23 protein-coding genes and 1 tRNA gene are annotated in these 19625 nt (G+C 66.0%); 17 read left to right on the top strand and 7 right to left on the bottom strand.

Going from position 1 to position 19625, the window contains the following annotated elements:
• Positions 1-6: 6 nt before the first annotated feature.
• Positions 7-2115 carry a polyribonucleotide nucleotidyltransferase gene (gene pnp, locus EGM71_RS14365; protein ID WP_188485454.1) on the top strand — a complete coding sequence of 703 codons (2109 nt, stop codon included), beginning with the start codon at positions 7-9 and terminating at the stop codon, positions 2113-2115.
• Between the two features lie 134 nt (positions 2116-2249).
• Here the strand turns inward: pnp and EGM71_RS14360 are convergent, their stop codons facing one another.
• Complete coding sequence (locus tag EGM71_RS14360) at positions 2250-3236, bottom strand: hypothetical protein (RefSeq protein WP_223224479.1); 987 nt, start codon at positions 3234-3236, stop codon at positions 2250-2252.
• 222 nt (positions 3237-3458) lie between these two features.
• Here EGM71_RS14360 and EGM71_RS14355 point away from each other — a divergent pair, with 222 nt between their 5' ends.
• Positions 3459-4649, top strand: a complete 1191-nt coding sequence (locus EGM71_RS14355; protein WP_188485452.1) for a glycoside hydrolase family 18 protein — start codon at positions 3459-3461, stop codon at positions 4647-4649.
• A gap of 90 nt (positions 4650-4739) precedes the next feature.
• Positions 4740-5144 carry a VOC family protein gene (locus EGM71_RS14350; RefSeq protein ID WP_075677149.1) on the top strand — a complete coding sequence of 135 codons (405 nt, stop codon included), beginning with the start codon at positions 4740-4742 and terminating at the stop codon, positions 5142-5144.
• 24 nt (positions 5145-5168) lie between these two features.
• Here EGM71_RS14350 and EGM71_RS14345 read toward each other — a convergent pair whose 3' ends face one another.
• From EGM71_RS14345 to EGM71_RS14335, 3 genes are read right to left on the bottom strand one after another with little or no spacing between them, the layout of a single operon-like run.
• Positions 5169-6728, bottom strand: a complete 1560-nt coding sequence (locus tag EGM71_RS14345; protein ID WP_188485451.1) for a PepSY-associated TM helix domain-containing protein — start codon at positions 6726-6728, stop codon at positions 5169-5171.
• A gap of 10 nt (positions 6729-6738) precedes the next feature.
• The gene (locus EGM71_RS14340; RefSeq protein ID WP_188485450.1) at positions 6739-7002 is read right to left on the bottom strand and encodes a hypothetical protein; all 264 of its coding nucleotides are present in this window, start codon (positions 7000-7002) and stop codon (positions 6739-6741) included.
• Entirely contained in the window at positions 7002-7298 is a 297-nt protein-coding gene (locus EGM71_RS14335) for a hypothetical protein (protein WP_049445770.1), read from the bottom strand. Before EGM71_RS14335 ends, EGM71_RS14340 begins: the two co-directional genes overlap by 1 nt.
• A 430-nt stretch (positions 7299-7728) precedes the next feature.
• On the opposite strand from EGM71_RS14335, the gene thrS reads away from it, so the two are divergent.
• From thrS to EGM71_RS14280, 11 genes are all read left to right on the top strand, one after another.
• Positions 7729-9630, top strand: a complete 1902-nt coding sequence (thrS, locus tag EGM71_RS14330) for a threonine--tRNA ligase (protein WP_188485449.1) — start codon at positions 7729-7731, stop codon at positions 9628-9630.
• A 48-nt stretch (positions 9631-9678) separates the two neighbouring features.
• Positions 9679-10221 (top strand): translation initiation factor IF-3, encoded by a 543-nt coding sequence (infC, locus tag EGM71_RS14325; protein ID WP_079222586.1) that lies wholly within the window; start codon positions 9679-9681, stop codon positions 10219-10221.
• A gap of 266 nt (positions 10222-10487) precedes the next feature.
• Positions 10488-10685 (top strand): 50S ribosomal protein L35, encoded by a 198-nt coding sequence (gene rpmI / locus EGM71_RS14320; RefSeq protein WP_005410436.1) that lies wholly within the window; start codon positions 10488-10490, stop codon positions 10683-10685.
• An 11-nt stretch (positions 10686-10696) separates the two neighbouring features.
• Positions 10697-11056 (top strand): 50S ribosomal protein L20, encoded by a 360-nt coding sequence (gene rplT / locus EGM71_RS14315; protein ID WP_005410435.1) that lies wholly within the window; start codon positions 10697-10699, stop codon positions 11054-11056.
• 193 nt (positions 11057-11249) lie between these two features.
• Complete coding sequence (locus EGM71_RS14310) at positions 11250-12245, top strand: phenylalanine--tRNA ligase subunit alpha (protein ID WP_005417865.1); 996 nt, start codon at positions 11250-11252, stop codon at positions 12243-12245.
• 85 nt (positions 12246-12330) lie between these two features.
• Positions 12331-14712, top strand: a complete 2382-nt coding sequence (gene pheT, locus EGM71_RS14305; protein WP_188485448.1) for a phenylalanine--tRNA ligase subunit beta — start codon at positions 12331-12333, stop codon at positions 14710-14712.
• A gap of 27 nt (positions 14713-14739) precedes the next feature.
• A complete protein-coding gene (locus EGM71_RS14300) occupies positions 14740-15039 on the top strand; it encodes an integration host factor subunit alpha (RefSeq protein WP_005410432.1) in 300 nt (99 codons plus the stop codon).
• Positions 15020-15376, top strand: a complete 357-nt coding sequence (locus EGM71_RS14295) for a MerR family transcriptional regulator (protein ID WP_005410431.1) — start codon at positions 15020-15022, stop codon at positions 15374-15376. Before EGM71_RS14300 ends, EGM71_RS14295 begins: the two co-directional genes overlap by 20 nt.
• Before the next feature lie 68 nt (positions 15377-15444).
• A tRNA-Pro gene (locus tag EGM71_RS14290) sits at positions 15445-15521 on the top strand.
• Positions 15522-15638: 117 nt separating this feature from the next.
• Positions 15639-15839 carry a hypothetical protein gene (locus EGM71_RS14285; RefSeq protein WP_093999848.1) on the top strand — a complete coding sequence of 67 codons (201 nt, stop codon included), beginning with the start codon at positions 15639-15641 and terminating at the stop codon, positions 15837-15839.
• Positions 15836-16177 (top strand): low molecular weight protein tyrosine phosphatase family protein, encoded by a 342-nt coding sequence (locus EGM71_RS14280; protein WP_188485447.1) that lies wholly within the window; start codon positions 15836-15838, stop codon positions 16175-16177. The genes EGM71_RS14285 and EGM71_RS14280 overlap by 4 nt, the downstream gene beginning before the upstream one ends.
• Here EGM71_RS14280 and EGM71_RS14275 read toward each other — a convergent pair.
• Both EGM71_RS14275 and EGM71_RS14270 read right to left on the bottom strand, forming a co-directional pair.
• Positions 16156-16605: a GNAT family N-acetyltransferase gene (locus tag EGM71_RS14275; RefSeq protein ID WP_188485446.1), complete on the bottom strand. Its 450-nt coding sequence runs from the start codon at positions 16603-16605 to the stop codon at positions 16156-16158. The two genes, EGM71_RS14280 and EGM71_RS14275, sit on opposite strands and share 22 nt — an antisense overlap.
• Positions 16606-16691: 86 nt before the next feature.
• Positions 16692-17207 carry a DUF3011 domain-containing protein gene (locus EGM71_RS14270; protein WP_188485445.1) on the bottom strand — a complete coding sequence of 172 codons (516 nt, stop codon included), beginning with the start codon at positions 17205-17207 and terminating at the stop codon, positions 16692-16694.
• A gap of 241 nt (positions 17208-17448) precedes the next feature.
• On the opposite strand from EGM71_RS14270, the gene EGM71_RS14265 reads away from it, so the two are divergent.
• Positions 17449-17844, top strand: coding sequence for a hypothetical protein (locus EGM71_RS14265; protein ID WP_188485444.1), 396 nt, complete (start codon positions 17449-17451; stop codon positions 17842-17844).
• Between the two features lie 12 nt (positions 17845-17856).
• Here the strand turns inward: EGM71_RS14265 and EGM71_RS14260 are convergent, their stop codons facing one another.
• The gene (locus tag EGM71_RS14260) at positions 17857-18549 is read right to left on the bottom strand and encodes an aspartate/glutamate racemase family protein (protein WP_188485443.1); all 693 of its coding nucleotides are present in this window, start codon (positions 18547-18549) and stop codon (positions 17857-17859) included.
• Between the two features lie 161 nt (positions 18550-18710).
• Between EGM71_RS14260 and EGM71_RS14255 the strand changes: the two genes are divergently transcribed.
• Together EGM71_RS14255 and EGM71_RS14250 are read left to right on the top strand one after the other, a co-directional pair.
• The gene (locus EGM71_RS14255) at positions 18711-19352 is read left to right on the top strand and encodes a LysE family translocator (RefSeq protein WP_188485442.1); all 642 of its coding nucleotides are present in this window, start codon (positions 18711-18713) and stop codon (positions 19350-19352) included.
• Between the two features lie 94 nt (positions 19353-19446).
• Complete coding sequence (locus tag EGM71_RS14250) at positions 19447-19620, top strand: DUF1328 domain-containing protein (RefSeq protein ID WP_005417836.1); 174 nt, start codon at positions 19447-19449, stop codon at positions 19618-19620.
• Positions 19621-19625 lie beyond the last annotated feature (5 nt).

Below are 19625 nucleotides of genomic sequence, written 5' to 3'. Positions count from 1 at the left end.
CCCTCCGTGGCAAAAATCACCAAAACCTTCCAGTACGGCAAGCACACCGTCACGCTTGAGACCGGCGAAGTCGCCCGTCAGGCCAGCGGTGCCGTCATCGTCAAGATGGACGACACCGTACTGCTGGTCACCGCCGTCGCCGCCAAGAGCGCGCGCGAAGGCCAGGACTTCTTCCCGCTGACCGTCGATTATCAGGAAAAGTTCTACGCCGGCGGCCGCATCCCGGGTGGTTTCTTCAAGCGTGAAGGCCGTGCGACCGAGAAGGAAACCCTGATCTCGCGTCTGATCGACCGTCCGATCCGTCCGCTGTTCCCGGAAGACTACAAGAACGAAGTGCAGATCATCGCCACGGTCATGTCGCTGAACCCGGACGTGGACGGCGACATCGCTGCCCTGATCGGTGCCTCGGCCGCCCTGTCCCTGGCCGGCACCCCGTTCATGGGCCCGATCGGCGCTGCCAAGGTCGGCTACAAGAACGGCGAGTACATCCTGAACCCGACCGTCAGCGAACTGGCTGACTCGCAGCTGGAACTGGTCGTCGCCGGTACCTCCAACGCCGTGCTGATGGTTGAATCCGAAGCCGCGCTGCTGTCCGAAGAAGTGATGCTGGGCGCCGTGACCTTCGGTCACCGCGAAATGCAGAAGGTCATCAACGCGATCAACGAGCTGACCGTCGAAGCCGGCACCAAGCCGTCGACCTGGGAAGCCCCGGCCAAGAACGACGTGCTGATCTCCGCCCTGAAGGAAGCCATCGGCCCGCGCCTGGGCGAAGCCTTCCAGGTGCGTGACAAGCTGCAGCGCCGTGACGCCATCTCGGCGATCAAGAAGGACGTGGTCGAAACCCTGGCTGGCCGCGTGGCCGCTGAAGGCTGGAACCCGGCTGAGCTGTCGAAGGAATTCGGCGAGCTGGAATACCGCACCATGCGTGACTCGGTGCTGGACACCAAGGTCCGTATCGATGGCCGTGCGCTGGACACCGTCCGCCCGATCGCCGTGAAGACCGGCGTGCTGCCGCGTACCCACGGTTCCTCGCTGTTCACCCGTGGCGAAACCCAGGCCATCGTGACCATCACCCTGGGCACTGCCCGTGATGGCCAGGTCATCGATGCCGTTGCCGGTGAGTACAAGGAAAACTTCCTGTTCCACTACAACTTCCCTCCGTTCTCGGTGGGTGAGTGCGGCCGCATGATGGGCCCGAAGCGCCGCGAAATCGGCCACGGTCGCCTGGCCAAGCGCGGCGTGCTGGCTGTCATGCCGTCGCTGGAATCCTTCCCGTACACCATCCGCGTCGTCTCGGAAATCACCGAGTCGAACGGTTCCTCGTCGATGGCATCGGTCTGCGGCTCGTCGCTGGCCCTGATGGACGCCGGCGTGCCGGTGAAGGCGCCGGTGGCCGGTATCGCCATGGGCCTGGTCAAGGAAGGCGAGCGCTTCGTCGTCCTGTCCGACATCCTGGGTGACGAAGATCACCTGGGCGACATGGACTTCAAGGTGGCTGGTACCGCTGAGGGCATTTCCGCCCTGCAGATGGACATCAAGATCGAAGGCATCACCGAAGAGATCATGAAGCAGGCTCTGCAGCAGGCCAAGGCTGGCCGTCTGCACATCCTGGGCGAGATGGCCCACGGCCTGACCGCTCCGCGTGAAGAGCTGTCGGACTACGCGCCGCGCCTGCTGACCATCAAGATCCACCCGGACAAGATCCGCGAAGTGATCGGCAAGGGTGGTTCGACCATCCAGGCCATCACCAAGGAAACCGGCACCCAGATCGATATCCAGGATGACGGCACCATCGTCATCGCTTCGGTCAATGCCATCGCTGCCCAGGCTGCCAAGGCCCGCATCGAGCAGATCACCTCGGACGTCGAGCCGGGCCGCATCTACGAAGGCAAGGTCGCCAAGATCATGGACTTCGGTGCGTTCGTCACGATCCTGCCGGGCAAGGACGGTCTGGTCCACGTGTCGCAGATCTCCAGCGATCGCGTCGAGAAGGTCGGCGACGTGCTGAAGGAAGGCGATGTGGTCAAGGTCAAGGTGCTGGAAGTCGACAAGCAGGGCCGTATCCGCCTGTCGATGAAGGCCGTTGAAGAAGGCGAAGCCGCCAGCGCCGAATAATCGACCTCCGGTCGATTACGGTAGGTGTCAACCTTGGTTGACACGCTTCTGGAATCGCTGAAATGAAAAAGCGGGCTTCGGCCCGCTTTTTCTTTGCCTGGAATCCTGTGGATGAGGACCGTTGGTCCTTGCACTTACGCGTCTTCTTCGTCCTCCCCCAGCCACCAGACCTGGCCTGGCTCCGGGTCGCTCATCGGGTGCTCGCGCTGTTCGATGGCCTCCAGCACCCGGCCGGGGGCTGCAGCGACCCACACCGCCATGAGCTTTTCCACCGCAGCCCGGCCCTGTGCGGCCACGCCGAGGTCACGTTCGCGTCTCCATTGGTCTTCATCTGGCGCCTCATCACCATGCTGGTGCGGCGTGCCGTAGCTGCAGCGGCGGCACAGCCGGCGCACGGTAGCCGTCCAGTCCTCGACCATGCCGATGCCGGGCAGGGTGATTGCCTCCAGCGCAGCGATGTCATCGGCCGAATCGCACTGCACGAACACGGTGAAGGTCGCCATGTCCGATGCCTGCAGGTGCTGCATTGCATTGAACACCGGCACCTCGTGTTCGCTGTACGTACGGCGGCCGGTCGAGGCGCCGTCGTGCAGCACGATGTCGCCGAAGCGGAAGCCGCTTTCGGGCAGCGGTACGTTGTCGATGCGTGCACGCACCGGATCAATGCGGCTCATATACACCACTTCGGCATCCGACCACGGTGCCAGGCGCACGCAGGCCACGCCGAAGTGGCCCTCGATCGGGCCCTCGCCTTCGGGCAGGGTGATGCCACAGCGGGTCCACTGGCGTCGTGCTTCGGCCCAGTCCGCCATGCCGGTGGCGGCGATGCCGGCATTCCAGGCAGTGGCGACATCGAATTCCCCACGCAGCTGCTCCGATTGCAGGTTGTCCTGCAGTGAGGCAGCCCAGTCGCGCAGGTACTTGTGCGCCAATCCGCGCATGTAATGCAGGTACGGCACTTCGGGGGCGAGTGCGATCAGCTCGCCGAACAGCGCCACCGCCTGCTGCAGGTCGCCCTCTCGGAAGGCGGCGTAGGCGCGTGCCTCCAGGGCCTGGCATTCGTCGAGGGTTTCGTCGTCCAGCAGGTCGCCGTCGTCGAGGCTGTCGTGGTCGGTGCTCATGTCCATGCGCGGTTGAAGGTCCGCGGCTACCTTAGCCGATGCGCGAGCCCGCGAACGCAGCGTCGGCGTGTGTCCTGCTGCAGTGCATGAGGGTCGTTGCATGACTGGCGCGTTGTCGTCATCCGGCGGGATGCACTTGTCCACTGGACGACATGCCACGACAACCGTCCCACAGCCCCATCCGTTTGCTAACGTGGCTGCGCCTTCGAACCGGGAGATCCCATGTTCCGCCAGACTGTGGTTGCCCTTGCCGTGCTGATTGCCGGTGCCTTGCCCATAGCCGTGCATGCGGCACCCGCGCAGCCGCCGATCTTCGGTGCCTACTACCCCGGTGGTTCGGCCGAGCGCTACCCGGTGTCGAGCATTCCGGCCGAGCGCCTCACCCACCTGTTCTACGCGTTCTCCACCATCGAGGACGGGCGCTGCACGATCGGTGCGGAAGCGCCGAAGAACTTCGCGGCGCTGGCCGAGCTGAAGAAGGCGCACCCGCATCTGCGCACGTTGATTTCGATCGGTGGCTGGGGCGCAGGTGGATTCTCCGATGCAGCGCTGACCGAGGGCAGCCGCAAGCGCCTGGTCGACTCATGCATGGCGCTGTTCTTCGATCGTCATGCTGGCAGTTTCGATGGCGTGGACATCGACTGGGAGTTCCCGGTCAGTGGCGGACCGAAGGAGCTGGCACACCGCCCGCAGGACCGCGCCAATCTGACCCGGCTCGCGCAGGCGTTCCGCGTGGCCCTTGATGCGCATGGCCGCAAGGCGGGGCAGCCGATGCTGTTGACCGCCGCACTGGCCGCCGGTCGCCTGCAGACCGACGGTCCCTATGATCCGGCGGCGAGCTACGACCTGCTGGCGCTGGCCAAGGTATTCGATTTCATCAACCTGATGAGCTACGACATGGGCACCGGTTTCTCTTCGGTGTCGACCTTCAATGCGCCCCTGCAGGAAGTGCCGGCCGATCCGCTGGCGCCGGAGCTGCGGCGCTGGAACAACGTGGCCGGCGCCGTGCAGTACTACCGCGAGCATGGCGTGCCGGCCGACAAGCTGGTGCTGGGCGTGCCGTTCTACGGACGCGGCTTCAAGGTCACCGGCGATGCAGCGGATGGCCTGTACCAGTCCTACAGCGCACCGGCCGACGCCGGCGACTGGCGGGTGATCAAGGCGCGCTATCTCGACCAGCCGGGTTGGACCAAGCACTGGCAGCCGCAGGCGCAGAGCCCGTGGCTGTACAACGCCGGGCAGAAAATCTTCATCAGCTATGAAGACCCGCGCTCGATCGGCCTGCGTGCCCAGTTCGCCCGCGAGCAGGGCCTGGCCGGGGTGTTCATGTGGGAGCTGACCGGCGACGACGAACAGGCCAGCCTGCTCAACGCCATGCTGGGCCCCTGGCAGAAGGCACGCATCGGCGATTGAGCGGCATCAGGCGATGTCCGGCGCAATGCCGCAACGCCATCGGCCGAACGCCGCACAGCATGTCCATGCCCGCAACGTTACGCTGCGGGCATGATCCATCTCGAACGCCTGGACCACCTGGTCCTCACCGTCGCCGACATCGAACGCAGCTGTGATTTCTACCAGCGCGTGCTCGGCATGCAGGTCGTGCGCTTCGGCGCGGGCCGTACCGCGCTGCAGTTCGGCCAGCAGAAAATCAATCTGCATCCGGCCAGCGCGCCACTGCAGCCGCATGCGCTGCGACCCACGCCGGGCAGTGCCGACCTGTGCCTGGTCACGCGAACAGCAACGGTCGATGTGCTGGCGCACCTGCAGGCGCAGGCCATTGCGGTGGAGGAGGGGCCGGTGGCACGCACCGGTGCGCTGGGGCCGATCGAATCGGTGTACTTCCGCGACCCGGATGGCAACCTGATCGAAGTGAGTCGTTACCCGGGCGAAGAACACCCGCAGCGGTAGCGCCGGGCGATGCCCGGCGAAGACTCAGTTGGCCCAGACACTGTTGGGGTCGCCGCTGCGGGCGCGACGCTGGCTGGCGACGGCCAGGCGAGCGAAGCCGAAGGCCATGGCCAGCGCGATGGCATCGACCCAGAACAGCGGCCAGTGACCACGCGCGGCGGCGCGCCATAGCCAGTCACCATTGAGTGCGCCGTGCAGGACCGGCACCAGCGCAGTGCTGATCGCTGCGGCCCACAGCAGTTCGCGTGCGGCCTGTGCAGGGCGACGCAGCGCAGCCCACAGCGCACAAGCGCCCCAGCTGCCGAAGCACGCCCATCGGATGCCGTGGTCGACTGCCGACGGTGCCAGCCGCTCCAGCACCAGCGCGGTGACGAACGCGACCGAGATCGCCACGCACAGGCCGATGCACACGCCGACCGTGGCCCGCGCCATGTTCACACCGGCGCGTGGCTGCTGCGGCTGGCGACGCTTGCGCCGCGACTCGATCCACAACAGGTTGCCGGAGTAGAACAGGAATGCACCGCCGAGGCCTAGCAGGAAGTACAGCCAGACCACCACGCCGTTGCCGAACTCGCCAAAGTGCAATGCGTAGGCCGCGCTGAGCGTGGCGTGGTTGGCATCGCGCTGGCCCGGCAGCTGGGAGGCCAGCAGGTTGCCTGTGGCCACGTCCAGCGCCACCGCGCCGAGCGGCCCCAGCGTGCCGCTGGCTTCACCGGTGATTTCGATGGTGGCGTTGGCATCGCCGGCGTTGGCCAGCTTCAGGTAGGCCGGTTCAAAGTTCGCCACGCCCTGTGCGCGGGCCACTTCGAGCGCGCGCGCATGCAGCACGCGCAGGCTGCCCGGTGGCGCCGGAATCCCGCTGGCATCGCGCACCGGCGCGGTGTCCATTGCGGTCGGTACCGCCTGCAGGGCCTTGCCGTCGTAGATCAGTGGATTGAGCAGGGCCATCTGTACGAACACCAGGCACAGCAGGGCGCCCGTCACTGCGAACATCAGGTGGAAGGGCAGGCTGAGCACACCGATCACGTTGTGCGCGTCCTGCCACAGCTGCTTAAGGTTGCGGCCCGGACGCAGCGCGAACAGGTCGCCAAACAGCTTCGGCAGGTGGATCACCAGGCCGCTCAGCAGCGCCATGCCATACAGCAGGCTGACGATGCCCATCACGTAGATGCCGGCCACCGGCAGGCCGAGGCTGTAATGCAGTTCGTTGACCAGTTCGGCCAGCCCGGTCTGTGGCGGCGTCGGGCTGCCGGCGATCTGGCCCGGCCAGGCATAGCGCCAGCTGCCGTCATCGGCCTGCCAATAGGCCAGTGGTTGTGGATGCTCGGCGCCAGGGAAGGTCATGCCGACGTGGCGGCGGGCTTCCGGGTGTGTCGCCAGCACGTCTTCCAGCAGGTACTGCGCGTCGTCCAGGCCCGCTGGCAGCGCGGTGGCTGCGCCCGGGGTCTGCCACAGCGGCAGGTCGTGATGGAACAGGGTCAGCGCGCCTGCATAGAAGGCCACGAACAGGCCGAAGCCGGCGACCAGGCCGACCCAGGTGTGCAGGGTGGTGAATGTGCGCAGGGTCTGCGAACTGAACTTCATGGGGTAGCTCTCATTGCACCGCGCCGGTCAGGCGCAGCAGCCCGAGCGCGGCGAAGCCGGCCGCGGCGCTGCCACCCAGTACCAGCCAGGCGCGCAGTGCGCTGCGGAAGCTGAACGCCCACAGGGCGGACAGCATCCATAACGGGATGAAGGCGATCAGGGTCGGCACCAGCGCACGCTGCCACGGGCCGGGTGGCAGCCAGGCCAGCAGGCCGGTAACGGCGGCCGCAAGCAGGAAGCCCGCGATGATGCCGGCGAAAGCGCGCGGCCACATCAGGGCGACTCCGTGCCCGGACGATGCCAGGCGGCCAGTGCCGGCAGCAGCATCGCGGCCAGCATCCAGGTGCACAGCATCGCCACCAGGCCAGCGGCAAAGCCGAGTTCGGCCATCCACAGCCACAATGCGGCAGCCGCGGCGACCAGGCCGATCTGGTGGCCGAGGCGGCCGGCGCGGCGCAGGCGGGGCCAGCGGCAGTGCGGCGAGGCGGCATAGAAGGCCAGTGCGGAGAACATCGCTGCCAGCATGCCCAGGCTGCAGAAGCCAAGGGTCGAAAGGCCGACGGTGATCATTGCGGGCGGCCGCCGTGGCAGCGGGCCAGCGAACGCGGGGCACGGGCGGGGCCGGCGGGAGCCGGTCGGAGCGGGTGGCGCATCACGAGGTCCTGGGGGGAAGCGGGCAGGCTGGCACGGGGCGGGCTGCGCGGACATGGTAATCATTGCGTTTTCACGCCGCCAGCGAAGGCCATTCAGCGTACCGTACGGTAGCCCTTGGGCTTTCCGGTGCGCTGGTTTAAGATCATCGCAGAACCCCTGACTGGAACAAGGTGGCCCGCGCCCAGCGCCGGCCGAGCGTGCGACATGAGCACTACCACCGCCCACTGTTGACCTGCCCCCGAAGGCCCTGTGTTCCAGGCGCCCTCGAGGCGCTTTTTTATTGCCCGGGCAACGGCCCGGGAACGCTTTCCAGCCCGCCTCGCGGGCCCCGCACGAAGCCAATGCGATGATCAACATTACCCTTCCCGACGGCAGCCGCCGCGAGTTCGAAAACCCCGTCAGCGTCATGGACGTTGCCCAGTCGATCGGTGCCGGCCTGGCCAAGGCCACCATCGCCGGTTCGGTCGATGGCGTGCTGGTCGATGCCAGCGACGTCATCGATCACGATGCCAGCCTGCGCATCATCACCGCCAAGGACGAGGAGGGCGTGGAGATCATCCGCCACTCCTGTGCCCACCTGGTCGGCCACGCCGTCAAGCAACTGTACCCGGACGTGAAGATGGTGATCGGCCCGGTGATCGCCGAGGGCTTCTACTACGACATCTACTCCGAGCGCCCGTTCACCCCGGACGACATGGCGGCGATCGAAAAGCGCATGGGTGAACTGATCGCCCAGGACTACGACGTCATCAAGAAGGTGACGCCGCGCGCCGAAGTGATCGAGATCTTCAAGGCCCGTGGCGAGGACTACAAGCTGCGCCTGATCGAGGACATGTCCGACGACATCCAGGCGATGGGCATGTACTACCACCAGGAATACGTGGACATGTGCCGTGGCCCGCACGTGCCGAACACGCGCTTCCTGAAGGCCTTCAAGCTGACCCGCATCTCCGGCGCCTACTGGCGCGGCGACGCGCAGAACGAGCAGCTGCAGCGCATCTACGGCACCGCCTGGGCCGACAAGAAGCAGCTCGAGGCGTACATCAAGCGCATCGAAGAAGCTGAAATGCGCGACCACCGCCGCATCGGCAAGCAGCAGGACCTGTTCCATCTGCAGGAAGAGGCGCCGGGCCTGGTGTTCTGGCACCCCAAGGGCTGGGCGCTGTGGCAGGTGGTCGAGCAGTACATGCGCAAGGTCTACCGCAAGACCGGCTACGGCGAAGTGCGCTGCCCGCAGATCCTGGACGTGAGCCTGTGGCAGAAATCCGGCCACTGGGACAACTACCAGGACGCGATGTTCTTCACCGAATCGGAGAAGCGCACCTACGCGCTCAAGCCGATGAACTGCCCGGGCCACGTGCAGGTGTTCAACCAGGGCCTGCACAGCTACCGCGACCTGCCGATCCGCTATGGTGAGTTCGGTGCCTGCCACCGCAACGAGCCGTCCGGCGCGCTGCACGGCATCCTGCGTGTGCGTGGTTTCACCCAGGACGACGGCCATGTGTTCTGCACCGAAAACCAGGTCGAGGCGGAAGTAACCGCGTTCCACCAGCAGGCACTGGCGGTCTACCAGCACTTCGGCTTCGATGAGATTCAGGTCAAGATCGCGCTGCGCCCGGAATCGCGCCTGGGCGACGACGCCACCTGGGACAAGGCCGAAGGCGCACTGCGCTCGGCACTGTCCAGCAATGGGGTGGAGTGGCAGGAGCTGCCGGGCGAGGGCGCCTTCTACGGCCCGAAGATCGAGTACCACCTGAAGGACGCCATCGGCCGTACCTGGCAGCTGGGCACCATGCAGGTCGACTTCATGATGCCGGGCCGCCTCGGCGCCGAGTACGTGGACGAGAACAGCCAGAAGAAGCACCCGGTCATGCTGCACCGCGCCATCGTCGGCTCGATGGAGCGCTTCCTGGGCATCCTGATCGAGCACCATGCCGGCCAGTTCCCGGCCTGGCTGGCGCCGACCCAGGTGGTGGTGGCCAACATCACCGACGCCCAGGCCGACTACGTCTCGGGCGTGACCAAAACCCTTGCGGAGCAAGGCTTCCGCGTCAGCTCGGATTTGCGTAACGAGAAGATCGGCTATAAAATCCGCGAGCATACGTTGCAGCGCGTGCCCTACCTGCTGGTCATTGGTGACCGCGAGAAGGAAAATGGGGCTGTGGCGGTGCGTACGCGTTCTGGCGAAGACCTGGGCAGCATGAGCCTGCAGGCCTTCATCGAGCGGCTCCAGGCCGAGGGCGCGTAAGCAAAGGTCCGGTCCGGGGGCACAGGCACCCGGACCGGTTCGATACCCTTGGGAGAACGTAATATCAGCACCCCTGACAACAAACAGAACCGCAAGAATCAGGAAATCCGTGTGCCGCGCGTCCGCGTGATCGGCAGTGACGGAGAAATGATCGGCGTGTTGTCGCGCGACGAAGCGCTGTCCATGGCCGAAGATGAAGGCCTGGACCTGGTCGAAATCCAGCCGCAGGCCGATCCGCCGGTCTGCAAGATCATGGACTTCGGCAAGTTCAAGTTCGAAGCGCAGAAGAAGGCCAGCGAGGCCAAGAAGAAGACCAAGCAGGTCGAGATCAAGGAAGTGAAGTTCCGTCCGGTCACGGACGAGGGCGACTACCAGATCAAGCTGCGCAAGATGCGCGGGTTCCTCGAAGAGGGCGACAAGATCAAGGTCAACATCCGTTTCCGTGGCCGTGAAATGAGCCACCAGGAACTGGGTCGCGAAATGGCCAACCGGATCGAGACCGATCTGGGCGAGGACATCGTCATTGAATCCCGTCCGCGCCTGGAAGGGCGTCAGATGGTCATGATGATCGCGCCGAAGAAGAAGACCTGAGGCCTGACGGGCCGCCTTTCGGGGCGCCTGGCTGAATGGTTCAGGGTAAGGGGACGCCGCTGGCGTCCCTTTGCTTTTGCAGCAGGCCGGTGAATTGCCGGCGAAAGGGTTGCAGGGGCTGGTGACAGGGCGGTTTTGCCTGTATCATGCCCGGCTCGACCCACCCAGGACGGGTCGTACGCCGATCATGGCAGGACGGAAAGAGCGGCCCAGGCCGCCGCCAGATCAGTCAGAAACCAGGGTCATATCCCATCAAGGACATTGCAATGCCCAAGATCAAGACCAACCGGGCAGCGGCCAAGCGTTTCCGCAAGACCGCCTCGGGCAAGTACAAGTGCGGCCACGCCAACCGTAGCCACATCCTCACGAAGAAAGCGACCAAGCGTAAGCGTAATCTGCGTCAGACGGGCCATGTCCGTGCAGAAGACGCAGGCCGTCTGGACCGCATGCTCCCTTACCTCTGAGGAACTGAAAAATGGCACGAGTTAAGCGTGGCGTACAGGCGCGTCGCCGCCACAAGAAGATTCTGGATCTCGCCAAGGGCTATTACAACGCCCGTCGCAAGGTCTTCCGCGTCGCCAAGCAGGCGGTCATCAAGGCACAGCAGTACGCCTACATCGGCCGTAAGCAGAAGAAGCGCAACTTCCGTTCGCTGTGGATCACCCGTATCAATGCGGCTGCCCGCATCAACGGCCTGAGCTACAGCCGCTTCATGAACGGTCTGCTGAAGGCCGGCATCACCCTGGATCGCAAGGTCCTGGCTGACATCGCCGTGCACGACGCAGCCGGTTTTGCTGCGCTGGCCGAAAAGGCCAAGGGCGCGCTGGCGGCATAAGTCCTTCCCGATGCCGTAACCGTTCACTCGGAACGGTGTCAGGTCAAGGCAATGCATGGGGAAGGGCGCAAGTCCTTCCCCATTCTTTTTTGGGTCCCGGCGAGGCCATGGCGGCAGCGCGGGGACGGCGGTGGCGACAGGGGTCGGCCCTTCGCGCATCGCGATGGCAGATCGACTGGAGTTCCGGCCCCCCATGAGCGACATCCAATCCCTCACCACCCAGGCGCTGGCCGATGTGGCCGCCGCACAGAGCCCCGACGTGCTGGAACAGCTGCGCGTGGCCCTGCTTGGCAAGAGTGGCAGCATCACCTCGCAGCTCAAGCAGCTCGGCGCCCTGCCGGCCGACGAGCGCAAGGCCGCCGGTGAAGCGATCAACCAGGCCCGCGACGCGCTGACCCGCGCGCTGGGCGAGCGCAAGGCGCTGCTGGAAGACGCGGCACTGGATGCGCGCCTGGCCGCCGAAGCCATCGACATCACCCTGCCGGGTCGCAACGGCGACCGCGCCGGCCTGCATCCGATCACCCGCACCCTGGAGCGCATCACCGGCATCTTCGGCCGACTGGGCTACGAGCTGTCGGAAGGGCCGGAGATCGAGGACGACTGGCACAACTTCGAGGCGCTGAACTTCCCGCCGCACCACCCGGCGCGCGCCATGCACGACACCTTCTACTTCGGCGACGGCCGCCTGCTGCGCACGCATACCTCCGGTGTGCAGGTGCGCTACATGGGCGACCATGCGCCGCCGCTGCGCATGATCGCTGCCGGCAAGGTATACCGCAGCGACAGCGACCAGACCCATTCGCCGATGTTCCATCAGGTGGAAGGCCTGCTGGTCGACGAGCATTCGACCTTCGCCGACCTGAAGGGCACGCTGGCCGAGTTCGTGCGCGCCTTCTTCGAGCGCGACTTCGAGATGCGCTTCCGCCCCAGCTACTTCCCGTTCGTCGAACCGGGTGCGGAAGTGGATATCGCCTGGCAGCAGCCCGATGGCAGCACCCGCTGGCTGGAAGTGCTCGGCTGCGGCATGGTCCATCCGAACGTGCTGCGCAACGTCGGCATCGATCCGGAGCGCTACACCGGCTTCGCCTTCGGCATGGGCGTGGAGCGCTTTGCGATGCTGCGCTATGGCGTCAATGATCTGCGCGCGTTCTTCGAGAACGACGTGCGGTTCCTGAAACAGTTCGCGTAAGCGCCGGTCCGTAGAGTCGAGCTTGCTCGACTGCTTCTAAATTCGCAGGCCCAGGCGCATGCGCCGGGCCCACCAGGGTGACACCATGAAATTCTCCGAAAACTGGCTGCGCAGCCACGTCCCGACCGGCGCCTCGCGCGATGAACTGAGTGCAGTGCTGACCGCCATCGGCCTGGAAGTGGAAGAAGTGACCGCGCTGGGCGAAGGCCTCGAGCACGTGGTCGTGGCACGCATCGTCGACGCCGTGCGCCATCCGGAAGCGGATCGCCTGCAGGTGTGCAGTGTCGATGCAGGGCGGGGCGAACTGCTGCAGATCGTCTGCGGCGCCCCGAACGCGCGCCCGGGCCTGGTCGCACCGCTGGCGATGGTCGGTGCGCAGATCGGCGAGCTGAAGATCAAGCCGGCCAAGCTGCGCGGCGTCGAGTCCAACGGCATGCTGTGCTCGGCCAAGGAGCTGGGCCTGGACAACGATGCCTCCGGCCTGCTGGAACTGCCCGATGACGCCCCGGTCGGCCAGACCCTGGTCGAGTACCTGGGCCTGCCGGATGCCAGCATCGAGATCAAGCTGACCCCGAACCGCGCCGACTGCTTCAGCCTGCGCGGCATCGCCTACGACGTCGCCGCGGCCACCCGCAGCGAAGTGCTGGATTTCGCCGCCGAGGCCATTCCGGCGGTCGGCAGCCGTGAGCTCGCCATCCAGCTTGACGCTGGTGCCGAAGCGCCGCGTTACCTGGGCCGTGTCATCGAAGGTGTCAACGCCACTGCCAAGACGCCGTTGTGGATGGCCGAACGCCTGCGCCGCAGCGGTGTGCGCCCGGTTTCGCTGCTGGTCGACATCACCCAGTACGTGATGCTCGAGCTCGGCCAGCCGATGCATGCCTACGACCTGGGTACCCTGCAGGGCAGCATCGCCGTGCGTCGCTCGCGCGCTGGCGAGACGCTGAAGCTGCTGGACGGCCGCGATGCTGCGCTGGACGACAGCTTCCTGGTGATCACCGACGCTGATCGTGCGGTCGGCCTGGCTGGCCTGATGGGCGGCTTCGACACTCGTGTCACCGACGCGACCACCGCCGTGTTCCTGGAAGCTGCGCACTTTGCGCCGGCCGCGATCATGGGCCGTGGCCGCAAGCTGGGCCTGCACACCGATGCCGGCCACCGCTTCGAGCGCGGCGTCGATCCGGCGCTGCCGCGTACCGCGATCGAGTACGCCACCCGCCTGGTGCTGGACCTGGCTGGCGGTACCCCGGCGCCGGTTACCGAGGCCGTGCGTGAAGCCGATCTGCCGCAGCCGGCAACCATCGTGCTGCGCCGCGCCCGCATCACCCGCGTGCTCGGCATCACCATCGAGGATGCTGAAGTCGAGCGCATCCTGCGCGCGCTGGGCATGGACGTGGTCGCCACCGCCGACGGCTGGCAGGTGGTCGCGCCGAGCCGCCGCTTCGACATCGCCATCGAAGAAGACCTGATCGAAGAACTGGCTCGCATCCACGGGTACGAGCAGATCCCGACCACGCTGCCGGGCGGTGCCTCGCGTGTGGCGATGCCGAGCGAGACCCAGCTGGACGCGCTGAGCGTGCGCCGCCAGCTGATCGCCCGTGACCAGCAGGAAACCGTCAATTTCGCTTTCGTCGACGACGCGCTGTTGACCCAGTGGCAGCTGCGCGACGGCCTGGTGCCGTTGGCCAACCCGCTGTCGGCCGAACTGGCGGTGATGCGCCCGTCGCTGCTGCCGGGCCTGGTCGCCACGTTGGGCCGCAACGCCGCCCGCCAGCTCGGCCGCGTGCGCCTGTTCGAGCTCGGCCGCGTGTTCGCCCAGCAGGCCGGAGACGGCCAGCCGGCGCCGCTGGAAACCCCGCGCGTGGCCGCGGCGGTCTGCGGTGATGCGCAGGCGATGCAGTGGGGCCTGCCGACCCGCAAGGTCGATTTCCATGACCTGAAGGGCGACCTGGAATCGCTGGCGGCTGCCAGTGGTGCGGTACTGGAGTTCCGCCCGTCGGCCCGTGCCTACGGCCACCCGGCACGTTCGGCCGAGGTATTCCGCGATGGCGTGTCGATCGGCTGGATTGGCCAGATCCACCCGCGCCTGGCCAGGGCGATGGAGATCGAAGCCGACGTCTATGCCTTCGAGCTGGACCTGGAGCCGCTGACCGCCCGCCGCCTGCCGCGTGCCGGCGAGCTGTCGCGCTTCCCGGCGGTGCGTCGCGACCTGGCGTTCCTGGTGCCTGAACAGGTGGCCTGGGCCGATCTGGCGGCCACCGTCCGCCAGGCCGCCGGCCCGCTGCTGCGCGACCTGAACCTGTTCGACCGTTACGTCGGCCAGGGCGTCGAGCCGGGATTCAAGAGTCTCGCTATGGGCTTGATTTTGCAGGACAAGTCGCGCACTCTGACGGACCGCGACGTGGATGCGGTGGTGGCCGAGGCGGTCACTGCCATCGAGCGTGAACACCACGCCCGGATCCGCGGCTGAGCGGGCAGCACTCGGGGGTAGCAGGCAATGGCATTGACCAAGGCGGAGATGGCGGAAAAGCTGTTCGACGAAGTCGGTCTGAACAAGCGGGAAGCCAAGGAATTCGTCGACGCGTTTTTCGATGTGCTGCGTGAAGCATTGGAACAGGGACGTCAGGTGAAGCTGTCGGGCTTCGGTAACTTCGATCTGCGGCGCAAGAACCAGCGCCCGGGTCGCAACCCCAAGACCGGCGAGGAAATTCCGATTTCCGCCCGTACGGTGGTCACCTTCCGTCCGGGCCAGAAGCTCAAGGAGAGGGTGGAAGCTTATGCTGGATCCGGGCAGTAACCGCGAACTACCGCCGATCCCGGCCAAGCGCTACTTCACCATCGGTGAGGTCAGCGAGCTGTGCGACGTCAAGCCGCACGTCCTGCGCTACTGGGAAACCGAGTTTCCCAGCCTTGAGCCGGCCAAGCGCCGAGGCAACCGCCGCTACTACCAGCGCCATGACGTGCTGATGGTGCGGCAGATCCGCAGCCTGCTGTACGAACAGGGCTACACCATCGGTGGTGCACGCCTGCGTCTGGATGGTCCCGATGCCCGCGAGGAATCGGCGCTGAGCAACCAGATCATCAAGCAGGTGCGCATGGAGCTGGAAGAAGTGCTGCAGTTGCTGCGCCGCTGATCCCATTTCCATCGTAATCCGCTATACTTCACGGCCCGCCGCACTGGCGGGCACATCGCAGCATCAGTCGGGGCGTAGCGCAGCCTGGTAGCGCATCTGCCTGGGGGGCAGAGGGTCGTCGGTTCGAATCCGGCCGTCCCGACCACTGTGATGAATCAAGAAGCCTGCGCAGCGATGCGTGGGCTTTTTTGTGCGCGCGGTGTATGCTGCGCGCCACTCGTACTACCGCGGCTGCTGAACCCGGTACTCACGAGAACACATCATGGAATCTGCAAGAAACCGTGCCTGGCGTCGCAGCCAGGCCCGCAACCGTGGTGGCGACCGCGCCACGACCGCCTACAGCTACAAGCCCGAGAAGAACTGGAAGCTGCTGTATACGCGCGATGCCAAGCTCGCGCGTGCACGCCAGCTGGGCTTCACCTATCCGGTCCTCAGCCCTCGCCAACTGCAGGAACAGGAATGATCAACCTGCTGTTCGTCTGCAGCCGCAACCAGCTGCGCAGCCCGACCGCCGAAGCCATGTGGCGACGGCGGCCCGGCTTCGCTGCGCTGTCGGCCGGCACCAGCCCGCACGCACGACGCCCCATCGGCCCGGCGGACATCCGCTGGGCCGATGTCATCTTCGTGATGGAGGCCAAGCACCAGCACCGCCTGCAGGCCGCGTACGCGCGCCTGCTGGAACACAAGCGCCTGCATTGCCTGGATATCCCCGACGACTATCGCTGCATGGATCCGCTGTTGATGGACCTGCTGGACGCCAAGGTGGCCACGTATCTCGATCAGCTGCCGGCAAAGCGGTAGATCAGCTCCGGATCGCCTTCGTCCAATCCATGCACGATGCCGCTGTCGATGAAACCCGAGGCGGCGAGCAGGCGTTGCATGCCGGTATTGGAAGCATTGGTCGAAGTGAACAGCCTGCCTTGCCCCTGCAGCGCGATGGCATGGCGCAGCAGGGCGGCGCCGACGCCCTGGCTGCGTTGTTCGCGCGCCACCATCAGCATCTCGACGAAAGCTTCGCCGAAGAAGTGATGGTGGATGACCAGGTAACCGGCCAGCTGGCCGGCCCGTTCGGCCACGTGCACGCCACCGCTGGCCTGCCAGTCGGTGATCTGTCGTGCGCGTTGTGGATCATGGACCGCAACGCTGTCGAGCGCGATCAACGCGGGAACGTCGGCGAGCATCGCCTCGCGGATATGCAGCATCGTCGAGGAGGGATCGGGTGGTGCCATCGCAGGCTCCTGGGCTGGGTGCGCCCAGTCTATCGATCACGTCGGCCGTGTCTGCGTATCCGCCACAGCCAGCGTGTGGTCGGCAGTCAATACACACGGAACTCGGCACGGCAGCCATCGCTGACCCACACGCCGCGGCGGTCCCAACCCCAGTTGCGATCCTCGACGCACGGTGTCACCGACTTCTGCTTGACCAGGCGCACCTCGTGACGCACACGGATGCGGCATTCCTTGTCCTTCTGCTCGTAGGACTCGCAGACCAGGCGCTCGCCATCGTCATCCCGGTCACGGTCCCGCCCGCGCCCCGGCCAGCGACCGCGTCCCTGTCCGTCGGCCACGAACTCGGCGCGACAGCCGTCGGTGACCCAGAGCATGCGGCGGTTCTGGCCCCAGTTCTGGTCCTCGACGCAGCGGGTGACCGACAGCTGCCTGGCCAGGCGCATGCGGCCTTCGATCGGGCACTGCTGGGTCTTGTTGAACTGCGACTCGCAGCGCAGCGGTGGAATGTGATCGCTGTCGTAATCCTGGGCTGCCACCGTGGTGGCGGCCAGCAGCAGGGCCAGGGAGGAGATGGCAATCGGCAACAGCAGGCGATGGGTCATGGGAAGCCTCGGCAGGGGAACGGGCCGCAAGAATGGACCAGCCCGAGGCCATCGGAACGGATCGTTCCGGCGTTGGCTCAGTGGGGATTTAGTAGTGCGCACGGGCCCATGCAGAGCCTTACATCCCTTATCATCGCGGCACATCCGATCGCATCGGCTTACACCTTCTTACATGTCTCCCACGCTTGCCGGCCCAGCCTGTGGCTGCCGTCACTGGCGTGCAGCCGGCTTGTGGAGGAGGATGCGCGGACCACGACGACCACAGGGGGTTGCGTTGATCAGCAGTACCGTCATTCATCGCTCGGCTGGCGCAGAGGCCGGGCAGGTGCGTGTCCTGGACACCACGTTCAAGGGCAAGCATGTGTTCATTGCGTGGGGCCTGCGCGGGCCGGAACTGACCCGCAGCGCGGACCCGCCTGCCACTGTGGCTGCGCGCAAGGCGCTGCAAGCCGTGGCCGGCCACAGCGAGGGGCCGCGCAGCCCGGAGGTGTTCATCGCCAACCAGTCAGCGGTGGCGATTACCGTCTATCGGCTGCTGACCGAGGCGCGTTCGGGCGATGCCATCTTCTTCCTGTGTGATTCGCAGGCCGTGGTCGACTGGCTGATCACCGCACTGGAAGTGCAGGGCGAAGGCTGACCGCGCGCAGGGTCAGTCCAACGCCGCGTCCACCGCCGCAAGCGCGTGCAGGGTGGTGGTGTCGAACAGCGGCACCGCACTGTCTTCGGGGCGCACCAGCAGCATGATCTCGGTACAGCCGAGGATGATCGCTTCGGCACCGCGCGCGACCAGGCGCGCGATCACGCCAGCGTAGGCCTGCCGCGAGTGCTCGCTGACCACGCCGGCGATCAGCTCCTGGTAGATGATGTCGTGTACGCAGCGCCGGTCATCGGCCTCCGGAACCAGTACCTGCAACCCGAAGCGGTCCTGCAGCCGGTCGCGGTAGAACGCCTGCTCCATGGTGAAGGCGGTGCCGAGCAGTCCCACCTTGCGGATGCCGGCCTGGAGGATCGCCGTGGCGGTCGGGTCGGCGATATGCAGCAGTGGCAGCGGGCATTCGGCTTCTATCCGGCCGGCCAGCGTGTGCATGGTGTTGGTGCAGATCACCAGCAGCTCGGCGCCACCGGCCTGCAGTCGTCGTGCAGCATCGAGCATGTGGTTGCCCAGCGCATCCCAGTGGCCGTCGTGCTGCAGCTGCTTGATGCCGGCGAAATCCACCGACCACAGCAGCAGCTGCGCCGAGTGCGCGCCACCGAGGCGCTGCCGCACCGCCTCGTTGATGAGCCGGTAGTACTGCGCCGAGCTTTCCCAGCTCATGCCGCCGATCAGGCCGAGGGTCTTCATGCACTGCTCCATGCCAGAGACGGCCATTGCAGCACAGATGGCGGTGGCGATGCCGTGCACGGGCGCCGGCATCTGTAACCGTCGCATCCACCGCACGCTGTATGTGCCGCGTCCTGCATGGGTGCCCTATGCTGGTGCCGTCTTCTGAAATGGAAACCGGCATGGCCCTGCATACCTGGTGGTGGTTCCTGGCCACGGTCTTCGTGCTGTGCGGGACGCCCGGGCCGAACATGCTGCATATCCTTGGTCGCAGCGTCGGGCTGGGGTTTCGTGGCAGCGTGCCGGCCATGGCCGGCTGCCTGCTGGCGATGCTGCTGGTGCTGGCGGCATCCGCTGCGGGCCTGAGCGCATTGCTGCATTCTTCGCCGATGCTGTTCGAGGTGCTGCGCTATCTCGGCGTGGCCTACCTGGCCTGGCTGGGCATCAAGGCGTGGCGTGACAGCACCCGGCCGGCACCGCCGGTGACCAACGATAGCGAGGTCGTACTGGCGCCGGTGCATGGCGCAGGGACGGTGTTCCGTGGCGGCCTGTGGGTTGGCCTGAGCAACCCCAAGCTGTTGTTGTTCGCTGCGGCGTTCCTGCCGCAGTTCGTCGACCCGTCGCGCAGCCAGGCCGTGCAGTACAGCGTGCTGGTGGCGACCTTCGCGGCCTGCGAACTGTTCTGGTACGTGATGTATGCGGCCGGTGGCCACGGCCTGCGCCGTTGGCTCGCAAAGCCATTCGCACGGCGCTGGTTCGAGCGGCTGGTGGGAAGCGTGTTCCTGGCCTTCGCGGTGGCTCTGCTGCGCTTCCGGCCGCGCTGATTCACGCCGCACACGCGGCCTGTTCACGACTGCCGCATCGGCTGCGGCCTAGCCTGATCACACCGTTTGCATTCCCTGCGGGGGAAGGACTGACATGATCAAGTGGGCCATCATCTTCGCCATCATCGGCATCATCGCCGGCGTGCTGGGCTTCGGCGGCATCGCCGGTGCCGCCGTGGGTATCGCCAAGTTCCTGTTCTGGGCCGGCATCATCATCGCCGTGGTGCTGTTCCTGATCGGCATGAGCGTGGCGAAGAAGGTCAGCTAGTAGCT

The organism is Stenotrophomonas maltophilia (genome assembly GCF_006970445.1).
Lineage (GTDB): Bacteria > Pseudomonadota > Gammaproteobacteria > Xanthomonadales > Xanthomonadaceae > Stenotrophomonas > Stenotrophomonas maltophilia_AU.
This window is presented reverse-complemented; position numbering and strand designations above follow the sequence as displayed.